The 16,452-nt window shown below is 59.9% G+C and carries 14 protein-coding genes; 11 read left to right on the top strand and 3 right to left on the bottom strand.

The features are described 5' to 3' along the window. Positions 1-36: 36 nt before the first annotated feature. Entirely contained in the window at positions 37-1,128 is a 1,092-nt protein-coding gene (gene nagZ / locus DNK89_RS06160) for a beta-N-acetylhexosaminidase (protein WP_110959368.1), read from the top strand. Between the two features lie 60 nt (positions 1,129-1,188). On the opposite strand, the gene DNK89_RS06155 is transcribed toward nagZ, so the two are convergent. From DNK89_RS06155 to lysS, 3 genes are all read right to left on the bottom strand, one after another. After that, a complete protein-coding gene (locus tag DNK89_RS06155; RefSeq protein WP_110959819.1) occupies positions 1,189-1,857 on the bottom strand; it encodes a mechanosensitive ion channel family protein in 669 nt (222 codons plus the stop codon). Positions 1,858-1,919: 62 nt separating this feature from the next. After that, the gene (locus DNK89_RS06150) at positions 1,920-2,954 is read right to left on the bottom strand and encodes a diguanylate cyclase domain-containing protein (RefSeq protein WP_015013206.1); all 1,035 of its coding nucleotides are present in this window, start codon (positions 2,952-2,954) and stop codon (positions 1,920-1,922) included. Positions 2,955-3,017: 63 nt separating this feature from the next. Continuing rightward, positions 3,018-4,562 (bottom strand): lysine--tRNA ligase, encoded by a 1,545-nt coding sequence (lysS, locus tag DNK89_RS06145; RefSeq protein WP_110959367.1) that lies wholly within the window; start codon positions 4,560-4,562, stop codon positions 3,018-3,020. 120 nt (positions 4,563-4,682) lie between these two features. On the opposite strand from lysS, the gene DNK89_RS06140 reads away from it, so the two are divergent. The 10 genes from DNK89_RS06140 to DNK89_RS06095 are packed head-to-tail and all read left to right on the top strand — an operon-like array spanning position 4,683 to position 16,445. Beyond that, positions 4,683-6,209 carry a lipid II flippase MurJ gene (locus tag DNK89_RS06140; protein ID WP_110959366.1) on the top strand — a complete coding sequence of 509 codons (1,527 nt, stop codon included), beginning with the start codon at positions 4,683-4,685 and terminating at the stop codon, positions 6,207-6,209. Between the two features lie 13 nt (positions 6,210-6,222). Continuing rightward, on the top strand, positions 6,223-7,056 hold the full coding sequence (locus DNK89_RS06135) for an aldolase/citrate lyase family protein (protein WP_110959365.1): 834 nt from the start codon (positions 6,223-6,225) through the stop codon (positions 7,054-7,056). 8 nt (positions 7,057-7,064) lie between these two features. Continuing rightward, positions 7,065-7,607, top strand: coding sequence for a sugar transferase (locus tag DNK89_RS06130; RefSeq protein WP_110959364.1), 543 nt, complete (start codon positions 7,065-7,067; stop codon positions 7,605-7,607). A 3-nt stretch (positions 7,608-7,610) separates the two neighbouring features. After that, on the top strand, positions 7,611-9,401 hold the full coding sequence (gene asnB, locus DNK89_RS06125) for an asparagine synthase (glutamine-hydrolyzing) (protein ID WP_110959363.1): 1,791 nt from the start codon (positions 7,611-7,613) through the stop codon (positions 9,399-9,401). Next, entirely contained in the window at positions 9,398-10,636 is a 1,239-nt protein-coding gene (locus tag DNK89_RS06120; protein ID WP_110959362.1) for a UDP-glycosyltransferase, read from the top strand. Before asnB ends, DNK89_RS06120 begins: the two co-directional genes overlap by 4 nt. A 28-nt stretch (positions 10,637-10,664) precedes the next feature. Next, on the top strand, positions 10,665-11,669 hold the full coding sequence (pseB, locus tag DNK89_RS06115; protein ID WP_110959361.1) for a UDP-N-acetylglucosamine 4,6-dehydratase (inverting): 1,005 nt from the start codon (positions 10,665-10,667) through the stop codon (positions 11,667-11,669). Between the two features lie 2 nt (positions 11,670-11,671). Continuing rightward, positions 11,672-12,832, top strand: coding sequence for a UDP-4-amino-4,6-dideoxy-N-acetyl-beta-L-altrosamine transaminase (gene pseC, locus DNK89_RS06110; protein WP_110959360.1), 1,161 nt, complete (start codon positions 11,672-11,674; stop codon positions 12,830-12,832). Continuing rightward, positions 12,829-13,692, top strand: coding sequence for an aldo/keto reductase (locus DNK89_RS06105; protein WP_110959359.1), 864 nt, complete (start codon positions 12,829-12,831; stop codon positions 13,690-13,692). Before pseC ends, DNK89_RS06105 begins: the two co-directional genes overlap by 4 nt. Then, a complete protein-coding gene (locus DNK89_RS06100; RefSeq protein ID WP_255575854.1) occupies positions 13,689-15,722 on the top strand; it encodes an aminotransferase class III-fold pyridoxal phosphate-dependent enzyme in 2,034 nt (677 codons plus the stop codon). Before DNK89_RS06105 ends, DNK89_RS06100 begins: the two co-directional genes overlap by 4 nt. A 30-nt stretch (positions 15,723-15,752) precedes the next feature. Further along, on the top strand, positions 15,753-16,445 hold the full coding sequence (locus tag DNK89_RS06095) for a class I SAM-dependent methyltransferase (RefSeq protein WP_110959357.1): 693 nt from the start codon (positions 15,753-15,755) through the stop codon (positions 16,443-16,445). Positions 16,446-16,452: the final 7 nt, after the last annotated feature.

Here is a 16,452-nt window from a genome sequence, read left to right as displayed (position 1 = left end):
TATCCATTGAGTAGCAATTGCCCTTTGAAACCTTCCATGACTGAACACGCACCTCTGATCCTCGACGTCGCTGGTACCACCCTCAGCGCAGATGACCGCCGTCGCCTGGCGCACCCGCTCACGGGTGGCGTCATCCTGTTTGCCCGCAACTGGGAAAACCGCGCGCAGCTGCTGCAGCTCACCAGCAGCATCAAGGCCGTGCGCGACGACCTGCTGATCTGTGTGGACCACGAAGGCGGCCGCGTGCAGCGCTTTCGCACCGATGGCTTCACCCACCTGCCGCCCATGCGCGCGCTGGGCGAGATGTGGATGGACGATGGCAAGGGCGCCAAGGCCGTGACTGGCAGCGGCGCCCTGCGCGCCACCAACGCAGCCACGGCGGCGGGCTATGTGTTGGGGGCGGAGCTGCGCGCCTGCGGCGTGGACTTCAGCTTCACACCGGTGCTGGACCTGGACTGGGGCGAAAGTGGCGTGATCGGCGACCGCTCCTTCCACCGCGACCCTCGCGTAGTGGCGCTGCTCGCCAAGAGCCTCATGCACGGTCTGCTGCAGGCCGGCATGGCCAACTGCGGCAAACACTTTCCGGGCCACGGTTTCGTCAAGGCCGATTCACACACCGAAGTGCCGGTGGACAAACGCAGCTTGAAGGCCATCCTGGCCGACGACGCGGCGCCGTACCCCTGGCTCAGCAGCACGCTCACCAGCGTGATGCCGGCCCACGTGATCTATCCCAAGGTCGACAGCCGCCCCGCCGGTTTTTCGCAGCGCTGGCTGCAAGACATCCTGCGCCGCCAGATGTGCTTTGACGGCGCCATCTTCAGCGACGACCTCAGCATGGAAGGGGCCCGCCGACTGGACGGCCAGGTGGTCAGCTACACCGATGCCGCGGTGGCGGCGCTGGAGGCAGGTTGTGACCTGGTGCTGTTGTGCAACCAGAGCGTGGGCGATGGCAAGGCGGTGGACGAGCTCATCAATGGCCTGGAAAAGGCCCAGCAGCAAGGCCGCTGGCAGCCCAGTGTGGACAGCGAATCCCGCCGCTTGGCGCTGCTGCCCGAAACCCTGCCGCAGGCCTGGGATGAACTGATGTACCAGCCCGCTTACCTGCAGGCGCTGGACCTGTTGCCCTGACCTGGTTGGTAATGAGGCGTTGGGTGCGGCGCCGTCCCGCGCGGCGCTGCCCCTTCACCGCTAGGGCGTGTTGAAAGGCCCTGGCGTCACCGGCGTCGGTGCGGCCGAGGAGGCGTTGGCTACCGCATCCGCGGCGGTAGCCGGTGGCGTGGGTGGGGCAGGGGGCGGTGGCACCCCCTGAAACCGGCGCACCACGCGCTGGAACACCAGCGCATTCGGAATCTGCAACCAAGCCACGTGGCCGGATGTTGCGCCGTGGTCTTCCAGTGTGGTGTAGAGCAGGTTGATGTCCACCACCCGTCCCTTGGCGCCCGGCTTTTCTGCAGTGTCCAGCACCTCGATGTAGTCGCCAATCTTGAAGGGCCGCACCGTGAAGATCAGCAGCGCGCAAAACAGGTTGGACAGCACGCTCCAGGCCGCGAAGAACGCCACCGCCCCCACCGTGGCAAACCCGGTGAATGCAGTCCAGAGCACCGTGGCGGACACCCCCATGCGCTCCAGCACCAGCAGCAGCGCGCTGGCAATGATGATCCACCGGATGAGGCCGTTGATGGGCACCACCAGTTCATTGGGCAGCTGGTAGTGCGCACTGGCGCGGCGTACCAGGCGGCGCAGCGTGCGCTGCAGCAACCAGGCTGCGAACAGGATCAGCAGGATTTGCGAACCGGGGATGATGACTTCGAGCCAGTCCTGCATCCACTCAGGCAGTCGGGTTTTCAGAACTTGCATGCGGGAGACGGCGGTACGGGCGTTGCGTTCGGTCGCGTCAAACGAGAAAAAGTGGAAGAAACTCAATGGCGTAATTGCTCCAGGGTGTCCATCTGCATTTCAAAACTGAAGAAGCGGTTGCGGCCCTGCGCCTTGGCGGCATACAGCGCCTGGTCTGCCCGCATGATCATGCTCTCGGCGTTGGTGCTGTCGTCGGGCACGCAGGTGGTGATGCCGCCTGACAGGGTCAGCGTGTCGCCCAGCGGGGAGCCCGCGTGTGCAATGGCGCGCACCTTGAGCAACTGCCCCAGCGCGCGCGCAAACGTCATCGCGCCGGAGCGGGGCGTGTTGGGCAGGATGAGGGCGAATTCCTCGCCGCCATAGCGCGAGGCCACGTCCCGGGGGCGCACGCAGACTTCGCGCAGCAGGCGGCCCACTTCCTTCAGGCAGGCGTCGCCTTGCACGTGGCCGCTGGCATCGTTGAACAGCTTGAAGTGGTCCAGATCGCAGAGCATCAGCGTGAGCGGCGTTCCGTCGCGTCGTGCGGCCAGGATCTCGTTGTGCAGGATGCGGTCAAACCCGCGGCGGTTGACGAGGCCGGTGAGGGCATCGATTTCCACCATCTCATTGAGCCGCTGGTTGGCAGCATGCAGCTCGGCAGACATCGACACCAGCCGTCGGCGCATGTCCAGCAGGCGCCGCATGGCACGCAGCTTGGCCATCAGCACGATGGGTTTGACGGGTTTGACGAGGTAGTCGTCGCCGCCCACCTCGATGCCGCGCCACACGTCCAGTTCGTTGTCCAGGCCCGACAGAAAGATGATGGGTGTCCAGTCGCCGGCCTCGCTCTCGCGCATCTGCTGCGCCACCCAGTAGCCGTCCTGGCCTGGCAGCTTGATGTCCAGCAGCACCAAGTCGGGTCGATGCGTTTTGAACAGATGCAGCGCGGCCTGGCCTTCAGGCGCTTCGAAGATGTCGGACACACCCGCCCGCCGCAGTTCGGCCACCAGCGCCGCGCGCACGGAGCCCTGGTCCTCGACCACCAGCACCGAAAAAGCATTGCCCGAGGGCAGGGGCTCGTTGGCAGGGTAGGGGGCGTTGCTGGAGCTGAAGGGCACGGTATGTCTCCTTGGTGCCGGGGGCGAGGACGGTCAAGACCGCCCCCAGGGCAAATCCAGGCCTCAGGACTCGCGGCGCAGCGCAGGGAACAGGATCACGTCGCGAATGCTGGGGCTGTCTGTCAGCAGCATCATGAGGCGGTCAATGCCGATGCCGCAACCCCCCGTCGGTGGCATGCCGTATTCCAGTGCGCGCACGAAGTCGTGGTCGTAGAACATGGCCTCGTCGTCGCCGCTGTCCTTGGCCGCCACCTGGGCGTGGAAGCGCGCGGCCTGGTCTTCGGCGTCGTTCAGCTCGCTGAAGCCGTTACCGAACTCGCGGCCCGTGATGTACAGCTCAAAGCGCTCGGTCACCTCGGGGCGGTTGTCGTTCGCACGCGCCAGCGGCGAGATCTCGGTCGGGTGCTCCATGATGAAGGTGGGCTGCCACAGCTTGTCTTCCACCGTTTCTTCAAAGTACAGCACTTGCAGGCTGGCCAGAGTTCGGGTGGAGAGCTTGTCCTTCTCTTCCGTCATTCCCAGCTTCTTGAGCGCGCTGATGAGCCATGCTGCATCGTCCACATGGGCGCCGGCTTCGGTGTACTGGAAGATGGCTTCGCGGATGGTCAGGCGGGCAAACGGCTGGGACAGGTCCACAGCGCGGCCCTGGTACGTCATCTGCAGAGAGCCAGTGGCCTTGAGCGCCACTTCACGGATCAGCGTTTCGGTGAAGTCCATCAGGTCCAGGTAGTTCCAGTACGCCGCGTAGAACTCCATCATGGTGAACTCGGGGTTGTGGCGCACCGAGATACCTTCGTTGCGGTAGCTGCGGTTGATCTCGAACACCCGTTCGAAGCCGCCCACGATCAGACGCTTGAGGTACAGCTCGGGCGCAATGCGCAGGTACATCTCCTGCTCCAGCGCGTTGTGGTGCGTGACAAACGGCTTGGCATTGGCGCCGCCCGGAATGGGGTGCAGCATGGGCGTCTCGACTTCGAGGAAGCCATGGCTCACCATGAACTCGCGCAAGCCGCTCACAGCCTTGCTCCGGGCCACGAAGCGCTTGCGAGCCTGCTCGTCGGTGATCAGGTCCACATAGCGCTGGCGGTATTTCTGCTCCTGGTCGGCCATGCCGTGGAACTTGTCCGGCAGCGGTCGCAGGCTCTTGGTCAGCAGGCGCAGGCTGGTCACCTTGACCGACAGCTCGCCGGTCTTTGTCTTCATCAGCGTGCCCTCGGCGCCCAGTATGTCGCCCAGGTCCCAGTGCTTGAACGCAGCGTACAGATCTTCGCCCACGGCGTCGCGGGTCACATACAGCTGGATGCGGCCACCTACCTCGCCCAGCGAGCCGTCCTGGATCGTGGCAAAGCTGGCCTTGCCCATCACGCGCTTGAGCATCATGCGGCCAGCCACGGAGACGCTGACGGGTGCTGCCTCCAACGTTTCGTTTGCAGTCTCGCCATGCTCCAGGTGCAACTGCGCCGCTTTGTGGGCAGGCTTGAAGTTGTTGGGGAAGGCCACGCCGCCACCATTGGCTTGCACTTCGCGCAAGGCGCGGAGCTTTTCGCGGCGCTCGGCGATGAGCTGGTTGTCGTCCTGGGAGGGGAGTGTTGTGTTGTTGTCAGACATGGAGGGCCGCCCGCAGATGGAGGCGTTCAGAGGCGTTGTTTCGGACCAAAACCCGTGATTTTAGTTTTTTGGCCGCGCCGTGTGGAGTTTGCGCCCGTCAGACCCCGGATAATTTGCTGCATGTTCCTTAAAGCTGGCCTGCTTTCGCTGTTGCTGCTGCTCGCCAGCCGTGTGTTGGGTGTGGTACGCGAAACCGCACTGGCTGCCGCTTTTGGCAACTCCGGCATGGCTGATGTGGTCATCGTCATGGTGACCCTGCCAGATTGGCTTGCTGGTGTGCTGGTCAGTGGCGCTTTGGCCTATGTTTTGTTGCCGCATTGGGCTAGAGAGTCGCCAGCGCAGCAGAATGCTACTCAAAAGCGTTTGGCTAAATATCTGCTGTGGGGAAGCACTCTGGTAGCAAGCGTGATGGTGGCGTCGCCCGGTTTCTTGGGGGCTCTGCTGGTACCGGGGGGATCTCCTTCTCTCCAGGGCTCACTCAATCAGGCTGTGGTTTGGAGCGCCATTGCTTTGCCAGCCGCGGTTTTGGCGGGCCTTTGGGCAACGCGGCTCCAGCATGAGCGGGATTTTCTGGGTTTGTACAGCGCAAACTTGGTAGTGAATGGCGTGCTGATCGCGGCGTTGTACTTCTGGAGTGTGCGTGGATCAGTGACGGGCTATGGGGCGGTGCCCACCTTGGGCATTTTTCTGTTGGTCGCTGTTTTTTTGAGGCTGTTGTGGCAGGGGTGGCGTACGAGGCCGCTCTACCAACGCAGCGGACTCGCGGTTTCCTCTCCTGCAGTGTCTGACCCACTGCCCGGCTGGCGCATTTGGATGTGGGCGATTTTGGGTGCTGGTCTACCGCAGACGCTTCCCTTTTTGGCCCGGACATTTGCCTCTGGCGCGGGGGAGGGAGCTCTGGCTACCTTCAACTACGCGTGGAAACTGGTGGAGTTGCCATTGGTTCTGGCTATCCAATTGGTCGCGTCGCTGGCTTTTCCTGCTATCGCCCATGCTCATGGAAGGCGCGCGGGCACGAATAACTCGCAAGGGGCGGCGATGACTGCGGCCGTTGGTGGTGCCCTGGTTCTGGCTTGGACGCTGGCCTGTGCTGCCGCGGCTGCGTTGTTGGTTGGAGCGCCCGCTATTGCCAGTTTGCTTTTCGGCTGGGGGCGGATGCAAGCCTCTGCGTTGGGGCAAATTGCAGCCTGGGGTAGTGTGGGTGCTTGGGGTTTGCTTCCGCAGGCTCTATTGGCGGTGGCGCTGACAGTTCTGGCCACCTTAGGGCGCATGCGTTTTGCTGTCTTCGCCTATGCGTTTGCCCTCGCTGTAGTACTCGTTGTTGGGGTCATGGGAAACAGAAATGGACATCAGCTGATGTGGGCATTGAATGCAGGTTTTCTTGTTGCCGCGTGCGTGGCATGGGGTGCATTGGGCATCTCCGCCATACGACGTTGGGTGCCGCTGAAGACGTTGTTGGCGCCATTTGTCGTGTTGGTGGCCTTGGCTTCCATGTCCCGATGGCTTGATCTTGGTGGTGCCTTGCCTGCAGAGGTTTCCATGTCTAAACAGATCCAAGCGCTTTTCGCATGTGTGGTGGCTGCTCTTATTGTTATAGCGTCTGCGTGGTTCGCAGGTCCCGGATTGCGTCAAGCCCTAAGGTCATAATCGGGTTGCAACCATGATGGATTTCCTGCAGATCACTAACGACCCCGATATGGCACGCCGTTGCGATGCGTTGCCCGGCATGCGCTTGTTCGTCGATCTGGAGGTGCATGGCAAAGCCGCACGCCAAGCTGGGCGGAACACTTTCATCAGCACACACCAGCCCCAGGATGTGGGCCGTGTCAAGGCCGAGTTGCGGCGGTCGCAGCTCATGGTCCGGGTGAATCCACTGCACGAAGGTACGGCGGCAGAATTGGACACCGTGCTGAAGCAAGGTGCCGACTCTGTGATGCTGCCTATGTTTCAGACTCCCGGGGAGTTGCGTGCCTTTAGCCACATGGTGGCAGGTCGGGTGCCGGTGGTTGCGTTGCTAGAGACGGCTGGCGCGCTGCATTCCCTGGATGCATGGGTCGATACACCTGGCCTGTCTGAAGTGTTTGTGGGACTGAATGATTTGCATCTGTCGTTAGGCTGTGCATTCATGTTTGAGCCCTTGGCGTCGGGGCTGGTGGACAGAGTGTCAGCGAGGGTTCATTCTCAGGGCTTGCGCTTTGGTTTTGGCGGAATCGCTAGGTTGAATGAAGGGCTGGTGCCTGGGCGCGATGTGCTGGCTGAGCATGTGCGTCTTGGGTCGGCGGCAGTGATCTTGTCACGCACGTTCAACCACCCCAGCGAGCAAAACGCTGCAGCGCATGGCTTTGATGATGAGGTCGCGGCATTGAGGCAGGCGGAGGGGGATCTTTCTAAGCGTACGTCCCAGCAGGTGGAATCTGACCGATCGCGCATCAGAGGTCTGATCGAATCGGTTGCGGCTTCCATGGTACGCCGCTCCGCGGAAGGCATGGCGTGAAGCGAGGCATGGATATCGTGCTGTCCTTAGCGGCGCTGCTGGTACTTGCGCCAGTGCTCTTAGGCGCGGCTGTCGCGATTGCTTTGGAAACTGGGTTCCCGGTTCTTTTCCGGCAGACTCGTGTAGGTCTGAATGGGCGCGAGTTTTCAATGTATAAGTTCCGCAGCATGGTGAAGAATGCCTCGCAATTGGGCCCCTACTTCACCACTGACAACGACCCGCGTATCACTCGTGTGGGCCGCTTCATTCGTCGCACCAGCATCGACGAGCTGCCTCAAATCGTCAACGTGCTGAAGGGTGATATGAGCTTGGTTGGTCCGCGCCCCGATGTGCCGGTGCAGCGAAGTCTCTATGCAGAAGCCGATTGGGTGCGGCGCTGCAGCGTGCGTCCCGGCATCACGGGGCTTGCTCAAGCTTTGTACCGGTCCGATTCGACCGGAGTCCAACGACTGGAAGCCGACCTTCGCTATGCGCGTGAAGCTTCTCTGTGGTTGGATCTGAAAATCTGCTGGTGGACGCTTCGGCGTTTGGGCGGACAGGGAGCGAACTGAATCATGTGTGGCATCTTCGGCTACTGGGATCGCAAACAACAGCCGTTGGACGATGAAGTGCTTCACCGCATGGCGCAAGCTTTGTTGCATCGCGGGCCGGATGACGAGGGCATCCATCATCAGCCCCACCGCGGTGTGGGCATTGGTAACCGGCGCTTGTCCATCATCGATTTGGGCGGCGGTCACCAGCCCTTTGTCAGCGACGACGGCCTGATTGCTGTGGTACAAAACGGCGAAATTTTCAACCATGTAGAGCTGGCTGCCGAGCTGCGAGCGCAGGGCGTGCGCCTGCGCTCGCAGTCTGACACCGAGGTTATCCTGCGCCTGTACGAGCGCGAAGGTATCGCCTGCTTGCGCCGACTGACCGGGATGTTCGCCATCGCCATCGACGATGCGCGCGAAGATGCGCTGTATCTCGCGCGCGACCGCATCGGCGTCAAGCCCCTGTTTGTGCACGACGACGACCAGCGGCTGCTGTTCGGCTCCGAGCCCAAGGCCCTGTGGCCCGCGCTGGGTGGCCGCAAGCCGGGCATGGACTTGGAAGCAATCCACCACTACCTGACGTTCAACTATATCCCCGCGCCCTGGACGGCTTACGAAGGCGTGCGCCATGTCATGCCCGGCACCTGGCACCAATACACGCGGGGCCGCCATGTGCAGACGCAGCGCTGGTGGAGCCTGGCAGACCAGCGCGAGCAAGACTTTACATTTGGCGATTGGGCCGAAGAGTTCATGACCTTGCTTGACGACGCCACCCGCATCCGGCTGCGCGCCGACGTGCCGTTTGGCGCCTTCCTCTCGGGCGGGGTTGATTCGAGCACCATCGTCGGCATGATGGCGCGCCATGTCGATCAGCCGGTCAAGACCTTCTGCATCGGCTTTGAAGACCCGCGCTACGACGAGTCGGCCTTTGCTCTGCAGGCCGCCCAGCGTTTTGGTTGTGACCATACGACGGAAGTTGCCGAACTGAACATGCTGGCGCGTTGGCCGAAAGTGCTGCACCACCTCGACCAGCCCCACGGTGATGCCTCCTTTATGCCCATGCTGCGCGTGAGCGAGTTGGCGGCAAAACAAGTCAAGGTGGTGTTGACCGGCGACGGCGGCGACGAACTGTTTGCTGGCTACGACAAATACGCCCAGTTCTTCGCCCGACCCGATGCGATGACTTTGCCGCAGGCGGTGTTCGAACGCAGCTACGTCGAAAGCATCTCGCTCTTCAGCCCTGAGGCCAAGGCCGCGCTATACCAGCCCGAAGTGCGCGCGCAGCTTGCCGGCATCGACAGCTTTACCGCCGCGGCCCAACCCTGGTCCGCCGAGGCACGGCATTTCGACCGCATCAACCAGGCGCTGTACCTGGACATGCAACTGCTGCTGAGCGGCAACAATCTCGTCAAGCCCGATCGCATGGGCATGGCCGTGGGCATTGAAGCGCGCACGCCCTTCCTCGACTGGCGCATGATGGAGTTCGCCTTCCGCTCGCGCGGTGCGACCAAGCTATCGGTCCAGGGCGACAAGAAGCACTGGTTCAAGCGCGCGGCCGTTCCGCTGATCGGCGAGGACCTAGCCTACCGAAAGAAGCAGATGTTCACTGTGCCCATCGGCGAATGGTTCAAAGGTGAGCTGCACGGCTGGTTGCGCCAGACGTTGAACGGCAGCGAGGTGATCGCGCAGCTGTTCGAGTCGGCAGTGGTATCCCACATGCTGGACCAGCACCGCGATGGCAGCGGCAACTTCACTCGCGAATTGCGCGCGCTGGCCGCCATAGCGCTGTGGCACCAGGAGGCGTTTGCATGAGCCGGGCACCACGGGTCCTGTTCGTCAGCTACGGCGGTGGCCACATCAGCATGGTCCTGCCGGTAATACGGGAGCTGGAAGCGCTGCTGCCCGGCGTGCAATGCACGCTACTGGCCCTGACCACCGGGCACCTCAAAGCTCAGGCGGCGCGTCCGGACACGCTGGGTTACCGGAACTTCCTGCACCTGGTTGATGCCGACGCGGCTCGCGCCTGGGGCGAACGCCTGAGCGAAGGCAACACCAGCCCTGACGTGCCGCGCGACGAGACCATCGCCTACCTGGGCATCAACTACCTGGACCTGATCGCTCAGCACGGCGAGACGGGCGCTGCGGACCTTTACGGCGAGCAAGGCCGTTACGGCTTCCGGCCCCTGCACTTCATGCGCGCGGTGATGGATGCCCTGCAACCTGACGCAGTGGTCGCCACCAACTCGCCGCGCAGCGAACGCGCCGCGCTCGACGTGGCCGGTGAGCGCGGCCTGCCCAACATCGGCATGGTAGACATGTTCGGCCTGGATAGCGACACCTATGTACTGCACCAGCCCAAACCGGCCTTGACCTGCGTGATTTCTGAAGGCGTGCGTCAGCGGTTGATAGCCCACGGCTTTCCGGCCGAGGGTGTGGCTGTCACTGGCAACCCTGCCTTTGATGGTCTGTCTAGCAGAGTCAACGCAGAGAAGGCACAGACCTTTATTGAATGTCAAGGTTGGCAAGGATTGACCCCGATCCTGTGGACAGGACACCTTGAGCCGACCGACGCATCCGATCCGATGTTCGCAGGACCACGGCTGGGCCTTAAGGTCGAACAGGCGTTGCGCGACCTGATCAGAGTCCGAAACGACTTGGCCCTGATCGTTCGATACCATCCCAACGAGTGGCATCATTTCCAGCGCATTCCCGAACAGCCCCGGGTTCATTTCAGCAAACCCTCCGAAGAGCCGATTCATCCTCTTATATTGGCATCACGCGCCGTGGTCGTGCAGAACTCCACAGTCGGCTTGGAGTCCGCCATCGCAGGTCGATCTGTTGTTTCGCTGGAGTTTGCAGACACGGTCAAAAACTCATTCAGCATGGCAAAAATGGGTGTTTCTGTCCCATGTCACCAGTTACCGGATTTGCTGTCTATCCTGAATCAAGTGCTTTCCTGGCCCGAGGCGCATGCCAAGGAATATGTCAGTGATGGGCGAGCGGCTTTTCGTGTGGCAAACCTTGTTCTGAACTCCTTGTTCGACTGATTCCGTCGTCTCTTAACCCTTCGTGCAAATGCTTTCTCACAAATCCATCCTCATCACCGGTGGCACAGGTTCTTTCGGCAAGGCGTTTGTTCATACTGTTCTTCAGCGCTATCCCGACATTCGTCGTCTGGTTGTGTTCAGCAGAGACGAACTCAAACAATTCGAAATGGCTCAGGCGTTTCCAGACACTCAGTATCCGGCCATTCGGTACTTCATTGGCGACGTGAGAGATGGGGAGCGGCTCCGCCGAGCTATGGAGGGCATTGAGGTGGTGATTCATGCGGCAGCTCTGAAGCAGGTCCCTGCGGCAGAGTACAACCCCTTCGAATGCATCAAAACCAATGTTCTCGGGGCGCAAAACGTGATTGAGGCATGCCTGGACACCGATGTCCGTCGGGTTGTAGCACTGTCAACAGACAAAGCCGCCGCACCGATCAATTTGTATGGAGCAACCAAACTCTGCTCGGACAAACTGTTCACAGCAGCCAACAATATCAAAGGCAATCGTGATCTGCACTTCAGTGTCGTTCGCTACGGCAACGTCATGGGCAGCAGAGGATCCGTCATCCCCTTTTTCTTGGAACGGCGCAAGACCGGTGTTCTGCCAATCACCGATCCCGCCATGACGCGCTTCAACATCAGCCTCCAAGAGGGCGTGGACATGGTGTTGTGGGCGCTGGAGAACGCCTTGGGGGGGGAAATTTTTGTCCCGAAGATTCCCAGCTACCGAGTTGTCGATGTTGCTCGCGCCATTGGACCGGAATGCGAGCTTTCGGTCGTGGGGATTCGACCCGGCGAGAAAATTCACGAAGAGATGATCACTGGTAGCGACAGCTTCAACACAGTAGATCTGGGACGTTACTTTGCCATTCTTCCATCTGCCGGCAACCACTCGGTCGAACAGTACTGTGCGCTCACGGGCGGCCGGCCTGTCGCGCCCGGCTATGCCTACGACAGTGGCAGCAACCCCGATTTCCTGTCGGTTGAGCAACTCAGGCAGCTCATCGCAGATCAGGTGCTTACGACCAACTGACCATGATTCCCTACGGCAAACAGGATATCTCACAAAGTGACATCGACGCGGTTGTCGCGGTGCTGCAATCGGACTTTCTCACCCAGGGCCCCATGGTTCCCCGCTTCGAGCAAGTCGTCGCGGGGTATTGCGGTGTCAGCCATGCAGTGGCGGTCAATAGCGCCACTTCTGCACTGCACATTGCCTGCTTGGCTCTCGGACTAGGCCCAGGAGACTGGCTTTGGACCTCGCCGATCACCTTTGTGGCTTCAGCCAACTGTGGGTTGTATTGCGGGGCCCAAGTCGATTTCGTCGACATCACCCCGGAAACGCTCAACATGTGCCCAGTCGCCCTGGAGCGCAAACTGCTGGAAGCAGAGCGATCCGGACGGTTACCCAAAGTCGTGATCCCTGTTCATCTGCGGGGCCTGTCTTGCGACATGCAAGCGATACACACGCTGGCCCAGAGATTCGGCTTCAAGGTCATTGAAGACGCTTCGCACGCGATTGGCGGAAAGTACCTTGGCGATCCTGTGGGAAATTGCCGCTACAGCGACGTCACGGTGTTTAGCTTCCATCCGGTGAAAATCATCACATCAGCAGAAGGTGGCATGGCGACCACCAACAATCCGGAGTTGGCCCAGCGCATGGCGATTCTGCGCAGTCACGGCATCACGCGTGAGCCTGCGCAGATGACCCAGGCTCCCGACGGCCCTTGGTACTACCAGCAGATTGATCTGGGTTTCAACTATCGGATGACCGAGTTGCAAGCAGCATTGGGCCTGAGTCAGATGGAAAGACTGGACGCCTACGTAGCACGCCGACATGAACGGGCTCGGCGATATGACTCGCTGCTACACAAGCTTCCCATCACAGTGCCGGCGCAATCGACCGACGCTCACTCCGCTCTTCACCTGTATGTCGTACGTCTGGACTTGGACCGGGTGAGCCGGTCTCACGAAGATGTATTCAACAACATGAGGCAGCAAGGCATTGGCGTCAACCTTCACTACATTCCTGTGCATACCCAGCCTTGGTATGCCCGCATGGGGTTTGAACCGGAGCAGTTTCCTGAAGCCATGGCTTATTACCGTCAGGCCATCACTTTGCCGCTTTATCCGGCGCTGACTGACCAAGATCAAATTGCAGTCGTCGCAGCGCTTGAGCAAGCGGTCACCACATGAAAATCGCACTGGGGACGGCCCAGTTCGGATTGAACTATGGCATCGCCAACATGCAGGGCCAACTGACCCGGGATAAAGGTGAACGGGTCATCGCACTCGCGCTCAGTCATGGAATCAACACCTTGGATACCGCCATTGCCTACGGGGAGAGCGAGTGTTTACTCGGTGACATCGGAGTTGGCGAATGGAAAGTGGTGACGAAACTACCCCCCATTCCGGGCGGCTGCACCGATGTTGATGCTTGGGTGCACTCGGAAGTTCAGGGCTCTCTGAGCAGATTGGGCATTGGTCGCCTGCATGGCTTGCTGTTGCATCGCCCGTCACAGTTATTCGAGCAACATGGCCCTCAATTGTTCGCCAGCATGCAGCAACTGGTTGCTGATGGCCTGGTGCAGAAAGTCGGCATCTCGATTTATGACCCAGCGGAACTAGGCCCGATTTTGGGGCGATGGCACTTTGATCTGGTTCAAGCGCCATTCAATGTTTTGGACCGTCGGCTGTTGCAGTCCGGCTGGGCCAGTCGGCTGAAAGATCGTGGCGTGGAGTTACACACCCGCTCTACTTTTTTGCAAGGCCTGTTGCTGATGCCACCTGCCTTGCGCCCCGTCTGGTTCAGACAATGGGATGCCCTATGGTCATTGTGGGACCGTTGGCTGAACGATTGCGGGCTTTCTCCTGTGCAGGCATGCCTTCGCACAGCCCTCGCAGTCCCAGAAATTGACCACATCGTCCTGGGTGTCGACAACGAGGATCATTTGCGTGAGATCCTTGAAGCGGCCAACGGCCCCCCCCCCGGGCCCGCAGCCCCGCACACCGACGATTTGAATTTGCTGAATCCTGCCAACTGGACATTGTCGTGAAACCAAGAGTTGTTGCCATCGTTCAGGCCCGCATGGGCTCTACCCGGTTACCTAACAAAGTCATGAGGACCATGGGCAGCAAGCCCATGATCGAGTTGTTGCTGTCCCGGCTTGCACGTGCACAAGAGATTGATCAAATCGTTCTGGCGACCTCGACGCATCCCGCAAACGAACCCTTAGTCGATTGTGTGCAGCGCCTGGGCTACCCTGTTGTGCGAGGCAGCGAAGACGATGTGTTGGAGCGTTTCGTTCTAGCGGCAAAGGAGCAGGCGGCCGACGTGGTCATTCGCATCACAGGAGACTGTCCTCTGGTCGATCCGGGGCTGGTGGACCTGGCCGTCCAGCACTTCTTCGCCTCAGCGGTGGACTACCTTTCCAACACGACAACGCCAACCTATCCTGACGGCCTGGATATAGAAGTTTTTACTTTTCGATCGCTCAAACAGGCCAGCGACGAAACGCAGAAGCCGTTTGACAGGGAACATGTCACCCCATACCTGCGGACATCGGGCCGTTTTCTGGTCGGCAGCATGCGGCATGACGAAGACCTTTCCCAGCTTCGTTGGACTGTAGACGAGCCTGCTGACTTTGAAGTGGTTGAACAAGTGTTCCGCTACTTCGCTCCACGGCTGGACTTCACCTGGCATGAGGTGTTGGATTTGCAGCGACAGCACCCCGAATGGTTCTCACCAAACCAACATCTGATTCGGAACGAAGGAGCCACCATGAGCACTGGACAAAAACTGTGGAAGCGCGCCAAGCAAGTCATTCCCGGTGGGAATATGTTGCTGTCAAAGCGGGCAGAAATGTTTCTGCCCGAACAATGGCCGGCCTATTTCAGCAAGGCAAAAGGTTGCACGGTTTGGGACATGGATGGTCGAGCCTACACAGACATGTCGATCATGGGCATCGGCACGAACATCCTGGGCTATGGACACCCAGAGGTAGATGCTGCCGTGCAACAGACTGTGGCAGCAGGCAATATGTCAACGTTTAACTGCCCCGAAGAGGTGTACCTGGCGGAAAAGCTGGTTGAACTGCATCCGTGGGCGGATATGGCACGACTGGCTCGCAGCGGAGGAGAGGCCAACGCAGTCGCCATCCGGATCGCCCGTGCAGCCTCCGGCAAGGATAAGGTTGCGGTTTGCGGCTACCACGGCTGGCACGATTGGTATCTCTCAGCCAACCTGGGCGATGACGAAAACCTTGCCGGGCACCTGTTGCCAGGGCTGGAGCCCAATGGCGTTCCACAAAACCTACGGGGCACCGTCTTCCCATTCAACTACAACAATTACGCCGAACTGGTCGCACTGTTGGATGCGCACGCTATTGGCGTGATCAAAATGGAAGTGGTCCGTAACCGGGGTCCAGAAGACAACTTTTTGCAGAAAGTTCGACAGCTGGCCACTGACCGCGGCATTGTGCTGATATTTGATGAGTGCACCTCAGGCTTCAGGCAGACGCTGGGGGGGGTACACAAACTGTACGGCGTGGAGCCAGACATGGCCATGTTTGGCAAAGCGTTAGGCAACGGCTATGCAATTACTGCCATCATTGGTCGCAGGGAAGTCATGGAAGCAGCTCAATCGACCTTCATCAGCAGCACCTTTTGGACAGAACGCATCGGCCCGTCAGCGGCCCTCAAGACGTTGGAAGTCATGGAGCGGATGCAGTCCTGGGAAACAATCACACGTACAGGTCTGAAAATTCGAGAAGGGTGGCAGTCCTTGGCCGACAAACACAGTCTTGAAATTGAGCACTGGGGCCTGCCTGCCTTGACTGGCTTCACATTCCGTAGCCACCAAGCCTTGGCTTATAAGACTCTGATCACCCAAGAGATGCTGTCCAAGGGATACCTTGCGGGCAACAGTGTTTATGTGTGCACAGAGCACACGCCGGAAATCCTGCAGGGGTTTTTCGATGCCCTGGATCCGGTATTCGGATTGATTAAAGCGTGCGAGAACGGACGGGACGTAGTCTCCTTGCTCAAAGGTCCCGTTTGCCATGGCGGCTTCAAGCGCTTGAACTGAGTACGCGCCGCACACAACCCAAGTCTACGAATGAGCTCACAGGACGACATCTTCAAGAATGGCGAAGCTGACCAGTGGTTCGCCAGAAACAGGGGGGCCATGGATCGTCTGTCGGATTCGGATCATGTTCTATCTCACGACATCCAACTGCTCAGCGGTTGGCTCCAACCTGCTCGAAACGATATCCACAATATCCTCGAAATAGGTTGCTGCAATGGCCAAAAGCTGCAGGCGCTTTGCCGGGAGCTGGATGCATCGGGCGCGGGGGTCGACCCTTCCAGTCAGGCGGTCGAGGATGGAAACATGCGCATGCAAGGCGTGCCCGCGCACCTCAGATGTGGCACCGCAGACGCGCTGCCTTTCGACTCTGGCCGTTTTGATCTGGTCTATTTCGGTTTTTGCCTCTATCTGATGGACCGCCGGACCTTACTGCAGGCCTTGTCGGAAGCAGACCGGGTGTTGAGGAGCGGGGGGTTTCTCGCCATCACCGATTTTGATCCTGGCGTCATGCACAAAAGGACATATACCCATCGTGAAGGCATCTTCTCTTACAAGCAGGATTACTCAAAGTTTTTCACAGAGAGCGGTTTGTATTATTTGGTCTCGAAAGCAGCCTTTTCCCACCGACAGGCATTTTTTGATCCGGTTGCAGATGAACGGGTTTCAATGGTGTTGCTTTACAAAGAGATCGACGCCTACCCACTGAGAGCAACAGCATTCTGAACGCAGC

It is taken from the genome of Acidovorax sp. ST3 (assembly GCF_003231145.1).
Classification (GTDB): domain Bacteria; phylum Pseudomonadota; class Gammaproteobacteria; order Burkholderiales; family Burkholderiaceae_C; genus Acidovorax.
Note: the sequence above shows the minus strand (reverse complement) of the source record. Positions and strands in the feature narration are given on the sequence as shown.